The organism is Spirulina subsalsa FACHB-351 (assembly GCF_026130165.1).
GTDB lineage: Bacteria > Cyanobacteriota > Cyanobacteriia > Cyanobacteriales > Spirulinaceae > Spirulina_A > Spirulina_A subsalsa_A.
In genome coordinates this window covers 1-15,621 of record NZ_JAIHOM010000116.1, presented here as the reverse complement: position 1 = coordinate 15,621, position 15,621 = coordinate 1, and the positions used below count along the sequence as shown (strand labels likewise).

14 protein-coding genes and 3 pseudogenes are annotated in these 15,621 nt (G+C 47.4%); 7 read left to right on the top strand and 10 right to left on the bottom strand.

The genetic code is table 11. The features are described from left to right. Positions 1-1,011: serine/threonine-protein kinase (locus tag K4A83_RS18315; protein ID WP_265266108.1), on the bottom strand; the 1,011-nt coding region annotated here is incomplete at its 3' end. A gap of 234 nt (positions 1,012-1,245) precedes the next feature. Next, positions 1,246-1,929, bottom strand: a complete 684-nt coding sequence (locus K4A83_RS18310) for a hypothetical protein (RefSeq protein WP_265266107.1) — start codon at positions 1,927-1,929, stop codon at positions 1,246-1,248. A gap of 653 nt (positions 1,930-2,582) precedes the next feature. On the opposite strand from K4A83_RS18310, the gene K4A83_RS18305 reads away from it, so the two are divergent. Both K4A83_RS18305 and K4A83_RS23525 read left to right on the top strand, forming a co-directional pair. Beyond that, on the top strand, positions 2,583-3,539 hold the full coding sequence (locus tag K4A83_RS18305; protein WP_265266105.1) for an ABC transporter permease: 957 nt from the start codon (positions 2,583-2,585) through the stop codon (positions 3,537-3,539). A gap of 214 nt (positions 3,540-3,753) precedes the next feature. Continuing rightward, positions 3,754-4,173: pseudogene (locus K4A83_RS23525) on the top strand (helix-turn-helix domain-containing protein); the annotation flags it as partial. Here the strand turns inward: K4A83_RS23525 and K4A83_RS18300 are convergent. After that, positions 4,160-4,357, bottom strand: a pseudogene (locus tag K4A83_RS18300) (SLOG cluster 4 domain-containing protein); the annotation flags it as partial. The pseudogenes K4A83_RS23525 and K4A83_RS18300 overlap by 14 nt on opposite strands. 237 nt (positions 4,358-4,594) lie before the next feature. Between K4A83_RS18300 and K4A83_RS18295 the strand changes: the two are divergent. Continuing rightward, entirely contained in the window at positions 4,595-4,759 is a 165-nt protein-coding gene (locus K4A83_RS18295; RefSeq protein WP_265266103.1) for a hypothetical protein, read from the top strand. A gap of 43 nt (positions 4,760-4,802) precedes the next feature. On the opposite strand, the gene K4A83_RS23520 is transcribed toward K4A83_RS18295, so the two are convergent. The 5 genes and pseudogenes from K4A83_RS23520 to K4A83_RS18275 form a co-directional block, all read right to left on the bottom strand. Then, the gene (locus tag K4A83_RS23520) at positions 4,803-5,156 is read right to left on the bottom strand and encodes a TOBE domain-containing protein (RefSeq protein WP_407810126.1); all 354 of its coding nucleotides are present in this window, start codon (positions 5,154-5,156) and stop codon (positions 4,803-4,805) included. A gap of 291 nt (positions 5,157-5,447) precedes the next feature. Continuing rightward, positions 5,448-5,771, bottom strand: a pseudogene (locus tag K4A83_RS23515) (ATP-binding cassette domain-containing protein); the annotation flags it as partial. A gap of 156 nt (positions 5,772-5,927) precedes the next feature. Beyond that, positions 5,928-6,761 carry a carbohydrate ABC transporter permease gene (locus K4A83_RS18285; protein WP_265266101.1) on the bottom strand — a complete coding sequence of 278 codons (834 nt, stop codon included), beginning with the start codon at positions 6,759-6,761 and terminating at the stop codon, positions 5,928-5,930. A gap of 44 nt (positions 6,762-6,805) precedes the next feature. Continuing rightward, the gene (locus tag K4A83_RS18280) at positions 6,806-7,714 is read right to left on the bottom strand and encodes a carbohydrate ABC transporter permease (RefSeq protein ID WP_265266100.1); all 909 of its coding nucleotides are present in this window, start codon (positions 7,712-7,714) and stop codon (positions 6,806-6,808) included. Between the two features lie 35 nt (positions 7,715-7,749). Beyond that, a complete protein-coding gene (locus tag K4A83_RS18275; protein WP_265266099.1) occupies positions 7,750-9,168 on the bottom strand; it encodes an ABC transporter substrate-binding protein in 1,419 nt (472 codons plus the stop codon). Positions 9,169-10,693: 1,525 nt separating this feature from the next. Here K4A83_RS18275 and K4A83_RS18270 point away from each other — a divergent pair. The 3 genes from K4A83_RS18270 to K4A83_RS18260 are packed head-to-tail and all read left to right on the top strand — an operon-like array spanning position 10,694 to position 12,230. Next, positions 10,694-11,584, top strand: coding sequence for a sigma-70 family RNA polymerase sigma factor (locus K4A83_RS18270; protein ID WP_265266098.1), 891 nt, complete (start codon positions 10,694-10,696; stop codon positions 11,582-11,584). Between the two features lie 46 nt (positions 11,585-11,630). Continuing rightward, positions 11,631-11,939 (top strand): DUF2499 domain-containing protein, encoded by a 309-nt coding sequence (locus tag K4A83_RS18265; protein WP_265266097.1) that lies wholly within the window; start codon positions 11,631-11,633, stop codon positions 11,937-11,939. Between the two features lie 15 nt (positions 11,940-11,954). Next, complete coding sequence (locus K4A83_RS18260; RefSeq protein ID WP_265266096.1) at positions 11,955-12,230, top strand: hypothetical protein; 276 nt, start codon at positions 11,955-11,957, stop codon at positions 12,228-12,230. 109 nt (positions 12,231-12,339) lie between these two features. Here the strand turns inward: K4A83_RS18260 and K4A83_RS18255 are convergent, their stop codons facing one another. Further along, positions 12,340-12,651: a HigA family addiction module antitoxin gene (locus K4A83_RS18255; protein WP_265266095.1), complete on the bottom strand. Its 312-nt coding sequence runs from the start codon at positions 12,649-12,651 to the stop codon at positions 12,340-12,342. A gap of 9 nt (positions 12,652-12,660) precedes the next feature. Further along, on the bottom strand, positions 12,661-12,945 hold the full coding sequence (locus K4A83_RS18250; RefSeq protein ID WP_265266094.1) for a type II toxin-antitoxin system RelE/ParE family toxin: 285 nt from the start codon (positions 12,943-12,945) through the stop codon (positions 12,661-12,663). A 186-nt stretch (positions 12,946-13,131) separates the two neighbouring features. Between K4A83_RS18250 and K4A83_RS18245 the strand changes: the two genes are divergently transcribed. Beyond that, the coding region (locus K4A83_RS18245; protein ID WP_265266093.1) for a tetratricopeptide repeat protein at positions 13,132-15,621 on the top strand (2,490 nt) is incomplete at its 3' end.

The window sequence follows — 15,621 nt, the reverse complement described above, 5'->3', positions numbered from 1 at the left end:
AGGCGGTTGTACAGGGTTGGGGGGAGGTGGGGCGGGTTTGGGTGGGGGAGGGGCGGCTACGGGCCTTTGTAGGGCGGCTAAGACCTCTTGGGCGGATTGAAAGCGGGACTTAGGGCTAGGGAGTAACATCCGGTCGAGAACTGCGGCGAGGCGATCGCTTACTTGGGGAGCATGGGGTCGCCAATTCCAATCGTTACTATAGGAATCATACAAATCTTCTGGGGGTTTCCCGGTTAGCAAGCTTAAAGCCGTACAAGCGAGGGCATATAAATCCGTCGAGGGGTAGACCTGCGCCCCCTGCATCTGTTCCGGGGGAGCAAAGCCCATTGAATAGATTCCCGTTGACCGTCCTTGGGGCGTTGCCGCGCTGGTTGTCACCTGTTTAACAGCCCCAAAATCCAGTAAATAGAACTTACCCTCTTTACTCCGCATAATATTCGAGGGTTTAATGTCCCGGTGGATAGAATTGTTTTCATGGACAAACTTGAGAATGTGCAGAATGGCTTGCAGAATCTCAATGACTTCCCCCTCCGAATAGATGCCTTTGTGGGCTTGTTCCCGTTCTAGGTCTTCCCCGTCGATATATTCTTGAACTAAATAGAAAAACTGTTCTTCCTTGTTTTGTCCCATACTCGGCACCATCAAGGGGAAAAAGGCGTAGGAGTCGGGAATTTGGGGATGAACTCCCAACTCTTCCAACACTTCCGCCTCCCGTTGAAACAGACCGAGGGCAATTTCCAATTGTTTGGGACTGGGATCTCCGGCGGGTTGAAATAACTTGACCACACATAACCTTAAACTGGTGGTGTAGCGATCGCGAGCTAGAAACGCCGCCCCAAAGCCCCCCCGCCCCAACAGACGGCAAGGAAGATAGCGCCCCCCTAAAATCAACGGCATCCCACAGGTCATACAAAACTTTTGCTGGGTGGTTTTTAATTTATTCTGATCATCAAGGTCTGGGAAAACATTGTGAGGTTTTGGGCAGCCGGGACGAGTACAGAGGATTTCCATAATATCTATGCAGAAGTGCCAGAGTCGGGACTTTTCAGCAAAATCACTACTGTCCCTAATCTTAGTCTATGGCAAGAGCAGAAAGATGTTTTGAACCAGATCCCCTGACAGGTTATGAAGCTCACCCCACCTGCGAGGGCGCGAGGTGGGGGAATGCGTCGCTATTTTGTTCAACACAGTGACATCCTCCCGACGCTCCCCTATGGGGAGAGCGCGGGGCTTCTCGGCGGTTCGCTAACAACCACCACAACCGCCACAACCACCACCACCACCACCACCGAAACCGGCACCAGCCCCCCCACCGCCGCTACTACCGCCCCCGAAGCCACCACCACCGCTACTACTGCCACCCCCAAAGCCACCGCTAACCCCAGTGCCATAACTTCCTCGATACTCAGGCGTTACTTCCCACTCCTGGCGATAGTCGCAAGCATAGCAAATTTTTTGATGCCAATAGCTAGATTGAAAAAGGTTACCTGTATACTTAATCTTGTACTCAAGGGTGTAAGCTTCACAGTTGGGACATTGTTCCACGTTACGAGGTCGCTTCAGTGCATAACTGCGCAGATGAATGGTATCTCGACGACGTTGGGGATAACAGTGAGGACACCACCACCCCTCATAAACCACTGAGTTAAGGCCATGAGTCGCCCGTTCAATATTGGTGAGCAAGGGCATTAATTGGGGTTCAAAGACCTTTTTCATCGGTTCTTCACAAGCGGCACAGTGGAAACGTGGTCGATTGCCCCCTCTTTTGTTTTTGCTGCGCTGAGATTGTTTTTTCTGCCAAGTCCACTTCATCAAGGCACTAGATGTCACAGCCGCTAATTCGGCGGCAACCACCCACAGACTCCAGACACTATGGGCTAACTCTTGTAGGGTAGGCCACAGGGAATAAAAACGATTTTGTGAAACCACAACCGTTATGGCGACCAAGAAGAGACAGATGAAGAGTGCAAGCCTTTTGAAGTTGATTGAAAAGGTGTCTGGTTTTGCCGGAGATCTTCGCCACAGCAAATTCCAAGGCATACCGCAGGCGATAAGGCACAATGGCCAGACAATTCTTTTGTAGAAGACTAAGGGGATTCCTATCCAAATGATGCCAGAGACTATATCTGGGGCGATTAGCTTACTGAAATAGAGGATTAAACCAACGCTGGGCCAGATTAAGCTAAACAGGAGGAATTGCAGTCCATTGTATAAAGGGCGATCGCACTCGTCCACTACCTTAAATTCGGTGTGTCCAGTGGGAGGAATGGGTGCAGAGAAACTCAACCAAGGGAAGACCCCTTGCGGGGCGGTCTGAGGGTACAACATAACTGAGAAGTTTTAGCCTTTAATGTGCATTAAACAATGATTACTAATCATAAGTACTAATATTAAAATTATCAAAAATAAGTAATAAAAGTTATTATAAACCTTTTTTTGTTTAAATAAAAGCATGAGCATATAGTAGGAAAATTTTTAACAAAATATTCCGGAATTCCCCATCCCCTCAAGGGGGGGAACAAAAGGCGCAAGCCCTGAGATTCCCTGTGATATAGTGCGTGGATAGAATGACCTTATGCCCCATGACACGCTATCTCATTAATCGCTTACTGATCTCAATTCCCACACTGATTGCTATTAGTGCTGTAGTGTTTTTGATCCTTGCGTTAGCCCCCGGGAATCCTATGGGAGAGTTTGCCTCGAATCCTTCCATTAGTGCAGAGGTGCGGGAAAATATCAGGCGATCGCTAGGTTTAGATCAACCCATCTACATCCGTTATTTTAAGTGGGTTTGGGCATTTCTCAGAGGAGACTTAGGCTATTCCTTCACCAGTCGCAGCCCCGTCATTGACCTCATCCTACAACGCCTTCCTACAACTCTATGGGTGGTGGGCAGTGCCTATATTATTAGTGTGTTGCTCGCCCTCCCATTAGGCATTATTTCCGCCCTCAAACGCTATTCTTTTTTAGATCAAATTGTCACCACCTTTTCTTTTTTAGGCTTCTCCTTACCCACCTTTTTTACCGGGTTACTCTTTATTATTATCTTTAGCGTCAATCTCAAATGGTTTCCCTTTATTTATAACAGCACATTACAAGTCAACAGTTGGGCAACTTTTATCGAGCAAATTAGACAATCTATTATGCCTGTAACCGTCCTTGCCCTCTACCAATCTGCCGTATTAATGCGCTTTGTGAGAGCTTCTATTTTAGAGCAATTACCCCAAGATTATGTCCGCACTGCCCAAGCCAAGGGACTGCAACAATGGATCATTTTAAACCGTCATATTTTGCGCAATGCCTTAATTCCTGTTGTTACCTTAGTCGCCTTAGATATTCCCACGGTTTTCACCGGAGCTTTAATTACAGAACGAGTGTTTCGCGTCCCCGGAATTGGGGCATTATTGATTGAATCCATTTATCGCAGTGATACCCCTGTCATTATGGCTATTACCTTTATTTATGCCATTCTCATTGTGATTTTTAATTTAATCGCTGATCTAACCTATGGTATCTTAGATCCGAGAGTGCGTTATTAGAAGTTGGGATAAAAGGGGGCATCCTGACGACTGGTGATTCATCAGAAAACAGGGACAATAAAGTAAACAAAAAGCCCAAATCAATAACTCCAACTGAGTATTGGTTGGGGCTTTTTCATGGTAGCTAAAAAAAATAGTGGCAGTTTTGAGAAGGTTGCCACTATAATGAAAAATAAAATTAAAAATTCTGAAATAATCAGCCAATAAGATCAAGATGATCGTAACTCATAAGTACAAACTTAAGCCATCGGAATCCCAAGCAAAAATAATGCTTAATTGGATAACGATGCTTAGAAGTCATTATAACTATTGTTTGAGAGATAGGATAGAAGCATACGAGGAGGTGAAAGCACCCCGACTAGGAGAGTATTGTGATTTGAGAACGAAAGCTCATTGCACACCATTAACCTGTTCTATTTCCAAAAATTCTAACTTAGGAGAACCGTTTAAAAAGAACGGGAAAAAGCGAAGTGCTTATGAACAGCAATCCTCAGAATTACCTAGGTTGAAAAAGTCTCATCCTTGGTACAAACTCATTCATTCTACGGTATTGCAACAAAATCTCAGACGATTAGACAAAGCCTTTCAAAATTTCTTTCAAGCGGGAAAAGGGTATCCCAGGGCAAAATCCCAATGGTGAAACCTTTGGCCGATTTTGCCCCCTGATTGGCCGCCTCCATAACCCCCACATTGCGGCCTCCGGTGAGTAAAATCCAACCGGATTGTGCGATCGCCGCCCCCAGTTGATACGCTAAAGCCACATCTTGAGGCCTCGCCTTTTCCCCCGGTCCCATCACACCAATCATGATTTTAGGCATCAACAGCTATCCGTGAATAGTAATCTATTCCACGATAACTGCGGTGGAATGGGAAGGAAAGTTAATCCAGCACATCCGACCCCTATCGGCTAGGGACGGAGCATTCCCCCGCCATCCTTTTGATAGAATTGGAACAATCTTGAGAAATGTTGGCTTTTTTGCTCAAGGCTAGTATAAGCAGTATTTTTACTATACAATTAAAGTATATTGTCATTACAAACAGGATATGATGCCACTATGTCCAGAACTAAGCCCCCTTCAAATAAAGTCCTGACAATCCGCTTGCCTGAAGCGGATTTGTCGCACTTAGAAGAATATTGTTTATCGAAAGGGAAAACGAAAACCGAGGTCATTTTAGAGATGATCCGTCGGTTGAAGCTTCCGGCCCGCACGATGCAGTAATGGATTGCTCATCGGGGGTGCATCAGGGGGATTGGGATGGGGTTTAAAGGCGATCGCCCGTTTCCGCATCAAACCAGTGCAAACTAGAGAAAGGAACCACCAGTTTAGTATATTCAGGGTTCCAGGTTTGATCCGGTGGAATTAAAGCCCGAATGACATCTTGAGAACCCTCAACCCTCAAACTCACTAGGGTTTCTCGGCCAAAGTTTTCCGAGAGAAAGACCTTCCCCCCAATCACCAACTCCTGATCCGAAACCTCAGACCCTTTCACCGACAGCGCTTCGGGACGAATGCCCAAATCAATTAACTTAGGGACTTGGGCTAAGGGAGGTAAGGGGATCTCACAATGGCCCAGTTTCGCCACCTTGCCCTGACAGTCTAGGGTTAACAGATTCATTTGGGGACTGCCCACAAACCCCGCGACAAATTTATTGGCCGGATGGGTATAGATGCGACTGGGGGGGTCTAATTGTTGTACCAAACCATCCAACAATACCGCCACCTTACTCGAAAGGGTCATGGCCTCAATTTGGTCATGGGTGACGTAGACGACGGGGCGATTTTGGGACTCAAACAACTGTTTCAATTCCCCTCGCACCTGTTCCCGTAATAAGGCATCTAAATTACTCAAGGGTTCATCTAACAAAAATACATCAGGTTTGCGCACTAACGCCCGCGCTAGGGCTACCCGTTGCCGTTGTCCCCCCGACAGACTGCGGGGTTTCCGCCCCAAGAGGTGGGAAATGTCCAACTTATCGGCCACGGTGCGCACCCGTTGGGTAATTTCGGCCGGGGGGACTTGACGCAACTTGAGGGAAGTGGAGATATTATCCGCTACAGTCATGTGGGGATAAAGGGCGTAACTTTGGAACACCATCGCCATATTGCGATCGCCCGGATTCACCGCATTGAGATTCTGCTCCCCCACCCAAACCGTCCCAGCCGTTGGTTGTTCCAAACCCGCAATCAACCGTAACAGCGTAGATTTACCACACCCCGAGGGTCCCAATAGCGTGAGAAACTCCCCATCTTCCACCGTGAGAGTAATATTCTTCACCGGAACCACCTCCGGTGTAAATTGTTTGCGTAATTCTTTTAAGGTTAAAGTGGCCATTTTCCCTTTATTTTATAGTTTGCAGATTTTAAAATTCACTGGTCAGTTACTTGATTAACCCTTAACCGCCCCAGCCGTAATCCCTTGGACAATCCGACGCTGGAAGAATAACACCAACACCAGCAACGGTAAGGTTCCTACCACCGTCGCCGCCGCAATAGGGCCGTAGGGGATTTCATACACCGAAGAGCCGCCAATTTGGGCTACGGCTACGGGAATAGTTTTCATGGCATCTCGGGTGACAAAAGTCAAGGCAAAAATAAACTCATTCCAAGCAAAAATAAAGGCTAAAATTCCCGTGGTTACTAACGCTGGAATGGTCAAAGGAATCATGATTTTTAACAACATTTGCACCGTACTATAGCCATCCATTTTGGCGGAATCTTCTAAATCCCTCGGCAGTTGTTGGAAAAAACTCCGTAGAACCAAAATCGTCAAAGGTAAATTAATCGCACTGTACGGGACAATTAACGCCAGATAATTATTCCCTAAGCCCACAAACTTGACAATTTCTAACAGTCCTAAAAACAACAAAACATAGGGAAATAAACTGACAATTAAAATCCCCCCTAAAATCAAAGACTCTCCCGGCAGCTTAATCCGCGCCAACGTATAAGCCGCAGGTGCGCCCAGTCCTAAACATAACAAGGTAGAAAGTAACGAAACTAAGGCACTATTAAACACATACCGCCAAAATCCCGCCCCCAAACTGGTGTAATGATCCCAAGTTAAATCGCTAAAACTGGGGAAATAAATCGTCGGCAAGGCGGAAATTGCCGCATTGGTTTTAAAGGAGGTGAGGACTTGCCAGAGCGCCGGAGCGAGGCAAAAAACCACCATAAACACCACCCCCACCCACAGTACAATACTCCGGGAAGAAATCTTCATTTTTGGGTGAGTATGAGCTTTTGTCTCTTGGGCAATTGCCATTTTTATCGACCTCCTGAAACATTAATACGCGCTTTAGAAAGCAAGAATCCGGCCAAAACAACGGCTAAAATTAATAAGACAAAGGTCACGACCACTAAAGCGGCTCCATAGCCAAAGTCCAAATACCGTCTTACTGTGGCGTAGATATAAATAGAAACGGTTTCCGTTGCCCCGGCTGGCCCTCCTCCGGTCATCACTTGAACTAGGTCAAAAATCCCGAAGGATTGGGCAAAACGGAATAATAAAGCAATCACAATCTGGGGAGTTAATAAGGGTAAGGTCACTTGACAAAAACTTTGCCAAGGAGTCGCCCCATCAATGGCATGGGCTTCATATAAGTCCTCGGGAATGGACTGTAAACCAGCTAATAAGAGAATGGCAATAAAGGGCGTTGTTTTCCACACATCGGCCACAATTAAGGCTAACATTGCTCGGGTGGGATCTCCCAACCAAGTGATGTTAGTTTCCCAGAAGGGGAAGCGGGATAAAATATCGTTGACTACCCCATATTGATCATTAAAAATCCACGCCCAAGCTAAACCCATGACGGCCGTAGGTAAGGCCCACGGTAATAGGGCAGAGGTGCGGACTAATCCCCGACCGCGAAAGCTTTGGTTAAGGATTAAAGCAAATACCATCCCTAACACTAATTCACAGAAAATACTAACGCCTGTAAATACGCTGGTATTCCATAAACTCTCCCAAAAGCGACCATCTTCGATTAGGCGGTGATAGTTACTCAAGCCGGAGAAAATGGGCTGTAATTGAGTTCCTAGGTTCTCAGTAAATAAGCTGAGGAAAAAAGCTCGCCCAATGGGATAGGCAAAGACGAATAAGAGCAGGATTAAGGCGGGGGTTAATAATAACCACCCGATGCGTTGTTCTCGTTGACGAATTAAATCTTGAGTCATTTTTCGGGAAGTTGAAACTTACGACATAGCACAGATTAGGCTCTACCTAAAACGTTGCGCGTCTCTCGGGCTGCGGCCTGCATGGCGGCTTCAGGAGTCATTCGCCCCGTAATGGCGGCGCTGAGATAACGCTGCAAAATGTCCGAGGCTTGGGCATATTGGGCGATGGGGGGGCGCAAAACCGAATTTTCGACGACTTCTAAGAGTTGGGGATAGTAGTCATAGGCGGCGACAATATCGGGATCGTTAAAGAGGGAACGCCGACTGGGAACATAGCGGGTGTCGAGAATAAATTGTTTCTGCACCTCTCGACTGGTGATGAATTCAATCACCCGCCATGCTTCGTCAGGGTGGGGGGTGGTTGCAGAGATGCCTAAGCCCCAACCCCCTTGACAAGCGCCGCTCTCCTCACCGGGAAGGTGTACCATGGGCTGGATGGCGAATTGATCGGCAATGGGGGAGTCGGCGGCTAATCCGGCGACATAGGGCCAGTTGCGTAAAAATAGGGTGTTGCCGTTTTGGAACAGACGGCGGGTTTCTTCTTCGGCGTAGGTGGTGACACCGGGGGGCGAAATGCCTTTTTCAATGGTGCTGCGCAGGAATTCTACGGCGGCGATCGCATTCGGTTGATCTAATCCTACTTCGAGGCTATCGGGATCCACCCAAAACGCCCCATGTCCGCGCAAAATTTCCACAAACATGGCCGCTAATCCTTCGTACTGTTGCCCCTGCCACAAGTACCCCCACTGGGCTAAACCTTGTTCTTGCACGGATTGGGAAATCTGGATTAAGTCGTCAAAGGTGCGGGGGGGATCATAGCCAGCTTGGGCTAGTAAGTCGGTGCGGTAGTATAACATCCCGCCATCGGAACGGAAGGGGATGCGATATAAACCCTCTTGATAACGCCCTCCAGCTAAGTCTCCGTCAAGGAAATCGGCCTCGTCTTCTGGGGAAAGGCGATCGCTTAAATCCATCAACCAACCAGCCGCCGCAAACTTCGGCACCCAAACAATATCTAAATAAACCAAATCATAGGGCGAATCTCCCAACAAAAACGCCGAGGTGTAAAGATCCTCTACTAAATTCGTCGCATTGGGCGCTTCCACTAACTCTAAATCAATATCTGGATTCGCCTCCTCAAACGCCGCCTCCATCTCTTGCCACTGATTGGCCTCTAGCGCCTGCATCATCACCTGAATTTTCACCGGAGACTGACTAAAACCTGGCACCACCAGCCATTGCAACAAGACCAAAGTCCCCACAATCCAAGCCCCAAACTTGAACCATCGGACTTTAACCCCTCGGGAATGACCTCTCCCCAAAACCGTAAACACAGCCGCAATTTTTCCACGGACTGCCTCCAATATTTTTAGGCCACTAATTTTTAGACCACTTGGCCAGAGGGTAATCCTCGCGCATGCTCGCCCTAAACGAGAGAGATAAGATTGAGACATAGAACAATAGATCGGCAATTATTGATCAGCAATGGGACATCAGGACTGATCACAACTCCACCAACCCCGCCATTAATCCAGATCAGAAACTATCGGGATTCTCAGTAACCTGAACCAGAAGCTTGAACTAAAACCTAAATCCCTGCAATTTAGAGGCCTTGCAATGAACTTAACCCTTAGCTCGAACCGCACTCAAGCTGAGAGATAAATCTACATGAGATTAATCTAAATAACTCGCACGTTTAAAAACTGCTCTAACTAGCGTGGAGTCTGCAATCAGCAAATTTTTGTAGGGCTAGTTTATACCCTATATGATAGATAATATTACAATATTTTATCTCATTTGTCAATGATTACGTTGGCATAATGTATGTACAGACGTTCTGCAAGAGCCTTTCCCATCAAACAATCGCCTATTTTCAGCCCGCGCTCACCCCTTGGATAGAACAAAAAAAATAATATTAAGAAATATTTTGATTCTTCCTAGAGTAACCCCCCTTGACCCGCCCACTGCATTGCGGGGAGTTACTCACACCCTTGGGGGGAATTGCAAAATTTTGTTAACTATGTTAAACTGGTCGGAGACGGCTGAGTGGAAATGTTGATGAGTTCATAAGTTGATTATGAATAAGCACATTACAAGAAGCACATTAAAAGAAGCACATATTTGGGCTGAATACAACTTGCTAGCTCAGGCTCAAAGGTTAGACTAAAAACTTAGGCTCAAATATTTAAGCTCAAAACAGTTTTTAGGTTTGTCCGTTGGGTTTTTCAGTTTAATCTTTGACAGGGAACTCAGTTTTTTTAGAACAACTTCCCTCCTCCGTACTCCCTCATCCATACATATAGTCAGTCTCAATTTGCTGGTCTTAATGAAATACGAACAATGATATAGTATTAATTTTTGAATCTAGATGGTGCGTCAGCCCAAAAAATCTAGGTTTCGGACTATATAGGTTTCGGACTATCTTTGTGAAATCTGACAAACCCTAAGCCAACTTGCATCTCGTTTGTTAACGCTATAGATCATCATCACGTGATCACACTAATACTCATAAAGTCTAGTAGTCATAAATAGCAATTACAAATCCGACTCACCAGTTGACTTTATGTAAAAAAGAGTGAAGATCGTTTAATTTTTTGCCTGAAGCGGGGAAGACTAAAAAAGTAAAAATCCAATCCTGATTCTGCCGAAATAAACCGATCTAAGTTGATTATCGATTTACCTAGATTCTTTGAATGAAGTCTCTGTTTAGTAACTCCGTTTGACTCACTTGTTTAAGGTCAAGAGTGAACCTTGTTTCGAGAACACCCTCTTAACTGGAATTGTTGTTCTAGTATGCCCTCAGCCAAAATAGTTTCTAAACATAAGCGATGATTAAACCTTTGATTAAACCTTTTGTTTCCGGTCAAATCAATGGAAAGCTAACCTGAAACCTATCACAGCTTTGTTCCCCCTTTAAATTTCACCCATTTAAAGAGAATTCAACCCAGTTTAGCATCTGTCTAGGAGGACAATTAAAACATGGCTAAAGTTGCTACCGATAACATTAAAGCGTACCTGCAAGAAATCGGGCGGACTCCTCTGCTGAGTCGTGCCGAAGAGGTAGAATTAGCAACAAAAGTTCAGGCAATGTTACCATTACTGGAAAAGACAGAGCGAACAGAACAGGAAGAAAAAATCGTCCAACAAGGACAACTAGCGCGGCAGAAAATGGCTCAAGCGAACTTAAGATTAGTGGTATCTATTGCGAAGAAATACCAGCATCGAGGATTATCGTTACTGGACTTAATCCAAGAAGGGAGCTTAGGACTAATGCGGGGGATTGAGAAATTTGATCCCACCCGGGGTTATAAATTTTCCACCTATGCTTACTGGTGGGTGCGTCAGGCGATTACTCGCGCTATAGCCGAACAAAGCCGAACCATACGCCTCCCCATTCATATTACCGAACAAGTGAATCAAATTAAACGAATTACCCGGGAAATTTCCCAAGAATTGGGGCGAAAACCAACAGAGGAAGAGATTGCGGCTGAATTAGAAGTAGATATCTTTAAATTACGCCAAATTTGCCAAGCGGTTTATCGTACTAATCCTAAGAGCTTAAACGTGACGGTGAAGGATGATGATCAAACAGAGTTGGGGCAATTATTAGCCGATGATTCTATTTCTCCGAGTGAGTTTGCCAGTCATCAAGAGTTACAAACTCATGTGCAGGATTTACTAAACAGTTTACCCGCTCGACAACGGGAGATTATTAGTTTACGTTTTGGTTTCCAAGGGGGCAAAAAGATGAGTTTTAAAGAAATTGGGAACCATTGCGGCATGAGTCATGAACGGGTGCGGCAACTGCAAAATAAAGCCCTGCGCACCCTCAAGCGGAATGCCTTCCATTTACGGGAAGTGGCGGGTTAATTTTCCGCTAGGATAGGACTACTTTCCTTTCTTGCTGATTTCCGTTATGCACGCCCTTTCTATTCCCACTTGGATCATTCATGTGTCGAGTGTTGTCGAGTGGATTGCCGCGATTTGGTTGATTTGGACCTATAGTGAGGTGACAGGCGATCGCACTTGGCGCAGTTTATCCTGGGCAATGCTCCCCGCCCTCGTCAGCGCCATGTGTGCCTGTACCTGGCATTTTTTCGACAATCTCCCCCGCTTAGAATGGTTAGTCACCGTTCAAGCTAGTATGACTGTAGTCGGCAACATTACCCTCTGTTTAGCCGCCTGGTGGATTTGGCGTTCCAGTCATTCCGTTGAAAATCAATAACCCCCCGTAGGTTGGGTGAAGCGCCAGCGCAACCCAACAAAAGAATTGAGAATTGTTTTGGGATCCGTAGGTTGGGTGAAGCGCCAGCGCAACCCAACAAAAGAATTGAGAATTGTTTTGGAATCCGTAGGTTGGGTGAAGCGCCAGCGCAACCCAACAAAAGAATTGAGAATTGTTTTGGAATCCGTAGGTTGGGTGAAGCGCCAGCGCAACCCAACACCCCCCACTGATCCGTCGTCGCATCGCCGCCCTCCTCAAAGCCCACGGAGAAACGGAACAAACCCAAGTTAAATAGGGGTTTTCTCAGCTTTTGGGGGAAAAGAAACCGGGTTTCTGGGAGGAAATTGTGGGAAAACGAGGAGATGCAAGAAACCCGGTTTCTGGGCTTTAGTTTGGGTGTTTACTCGTTTAAATGGGCAAATTGGCCAACAGGAATCTGATGATAAATTTCTTGATTTTCTTCCTGCGCTTGGCGTAAATCATACCCGTTTTGTAAATTGAGCCAAAATTGAGGGGTGTTGCCAAAATATTTTGATAAGCGTAATGCTGTATCTGCGGTAATACTGCGCTTTTCGGCTAAAATTTCACTAATGCGCGTTTGCGATACACCAATATCTTTGCTTAAGCGATAGGCAGTAATATTGAGGGGTTCGAGAAATTCTAATCGCAGGATTTCACCCGGATGAATATTGGGTAAACGGTTGTTGTCCATAAAAAATTTTCAGTGGTAGTCTACGATTTCAACTTGATCCGCATTATTTTGATCTGTCCAGATAAAACAGATTCGCCACTGATTATTGATGCGGATACTATATTGACCTTTGCGATCGCCAGTTAATTTTTCCAATCGATTTCCTGGTGGAACACGCAGATCATGAACTGATGTTGCTGCATCAAGGAGTAGCAGTTTCCGGAGCGCAATCCTTTGGATATCACTGGGATAATGGCGAGATATGAAACCTTCAAAGATTAGCTTTGTTTGGTCAGATTTAAAGTTTACGATCATGATCGTACTGCACTGCGTTACTATTGTCAAGCAGTAGTATATCCTTTTCTTGCAAACATTTGAGGTGGAAAAAGAAACCGGGTTTCTGTGAGGGTGTAGCGGGAAAACGAGGGACTGCAAGAAACCCGGTTTCTGAGCCATTTTTTGGCTAAACTGTAGGTAAGTCTACTGGTCTGGAGAACGCCCATGATTTGGCCATTTCGTAAGAAAAAGCCCCAACCCCAACCCGAACCCGTCAAACCAGACTTTAGGGGAGCATTGCGCGCTGTGGCAGGTCAGGTCATGTTGGGACAACAGAGTTATGTCGCCTTTCAGGACTTGCGCCGTTTTGGGGTGACGGAAGAGGATTTAGTGGCATGGGTGCGTTCTGGGGCAGGGCGAGATGTGTTGCCCCTCAAGCACTGGCAGAATTTGACAAGGGCTGAGTTGGGAGAGTTGAGTGCGTTGGCGGTGGTGATGGTGCAAGAGTTGGGGGGTGAGGAGGTGAAGCCCGAGCCTTCCCCGCCCGGACTAGAGCAGATTAAACCGGAAGCTATAGAACTGTTTAATCGAGGTGTTGATTCTTATTACGCTGGGGATCTTCAGGGTGCCATGAATTGTTTCACCCAAGCCATCCATCTTGACCCCAACTTTGCCGATGCCTACAACGGTCGCGGCAATTTCTACTTAGACCTAAAAGAATACGAAAAAGCGATCGCCGACTACACCCAAGCCATCAATCTTGACCCCAACCTTGCCCTTGCCTACAACGGTCGCGGCACTGTCTACTTAGACCTAAAAGAATACGAAAAAGCGATCGCCGACTACACCCAAGCCATCCACCTTGACCCCAACTATGCCCTTGCCTACAACAATCGCGGCAATGTCTACTTAGACCTAAAAGAATACGAAAAAGCGCTCGCCGAGTACACCCAAGCCATCCACCTTGACCCCAACTATGCCCCTGCCTACTACGGTCACGGCAATGTCTACTTAGACCTAAAAGAATACGAAAAAGCGCTCGCCGACTACACCCAAGCCATCAATCTTGACCCCAACCTTGCCCCTGCCTACTACGGTCGCGGCAATGTCTACATTAACCTAAAAGAATACGAAAAAGCGATCGCCGACTACACCCAAGCCATCAATCTTGACCCCAACTATGCCCTTGCCTACTACGGTCACGGCAATGTCTACATTAACCTAAAAGAATACGAAAAAGCGATCGCCGACTACACCCAAGCCATACACCTTGACCCCAACTATGCCCTTGCCTACTACGGTCACGGCAATGTCTACTGTTACCTAAAAGAATACGAAAAAGCGATCGCCGACTACACCCAAGCCATCCACCTTGACCCCAACCTCTGGGAAACTTGGGCAATGCGGGGTCAAGCCCTTTTCTTCCACTCCGGCTACCAAGCTGCCCTTGAAAACTACACCACCGGCCTAAGCCACCTCAACCCCGACCGCGACCCCCTCGGCTGTGCCAAACTACACTGGTTTACAGGCCGCGCCCACTTCCAACAGGGACAAACCCAACGAACCCCCCGCCTCTACTTTGCCCAAGCTACCAAAAGCTACAGCCAAGCCTACCAGCTTATCGAAGCCAACCCCCTCTACACCCCCCACACCCTCGAAATCCTCCGGGATTGGATTAAATGCGATCGCGCCCTAGGAGAATCCGAAGCCGCCGATGCACTCACCCTCAACGCCATCCAACGCCTCAACCAAGCCCTGCAAAGTGCCAATTCCCAATATCGCCGAGTCCTCCGGGATCAATTCAACGACTTCTACCACTTAAACGTTGACCGCCTCATCAGCCAAAACCAACCCTGGCAAGCCCTCACCGAGGCCGAACGTTGGAAAGCGATCGCCCTGACTTGGCTGCGCGACCCCGACACCAACCCCCAACCCCTCAGTCCCGAAACCCTGCAAACCCGCATCCGCCAACTTTGCCCCACCCCCCACACAGCCATCCTCTACTGGCACCTCAGCCCCTCCCAAATCACCACATTCCTCCTCCGCCCCGACCAAGACCCCCAAACCTTCACCACCCCCTGCGACCCACCCTACAACCCCGACACCAAAACCCAAACCAACTTCACCGAATGGCTCAAACAGTATAAAGAACAGTACCAACAGCACCGGAAGCACCAAGAATCACAAGAAGTCCCCCTTACCAAGGGGGATTTAGGGGGATTCTCCCTTACCAAGGGGGATTTAGGGGGATTCTCCCTTACCAAGGGGGATTTAGGGGGATTCTCCCTTACCAAGGGGGATTTAGGGGAAGTCTCCCTTACCAAGGGGGATTTAGGGGGATTCTCCCTTACCAAGGGGGATTTAGGGGAAGTCTCCCTTACCAAGGGGGATTTAGGGGAAGTCCCCCTTACCAAGGGGGATTTAGGGGAAGTCTCCCTTACCAAGGGGGATTTAGGGGAAGTCCCCCTTACCAAGGGGGATTTAGGGGGATTCCCCTGGCCCCAACAACTCCCCCACCACCTGCAAACCCTGAGCCAAATCCTCAACCTCCCCCAACTCCTTAACTCCCTCACCGACATCCACACCCTCACCCTCATCCCTCACCGGGACCTCCACCTGCTGCCCCTCCATGCCCTCCTCCCCCCAACCATCCGCCCCAGCTACCTCCCCAACCTCACCCATACCCCACCCCAAAAACCCTCCCCCACCGACCAT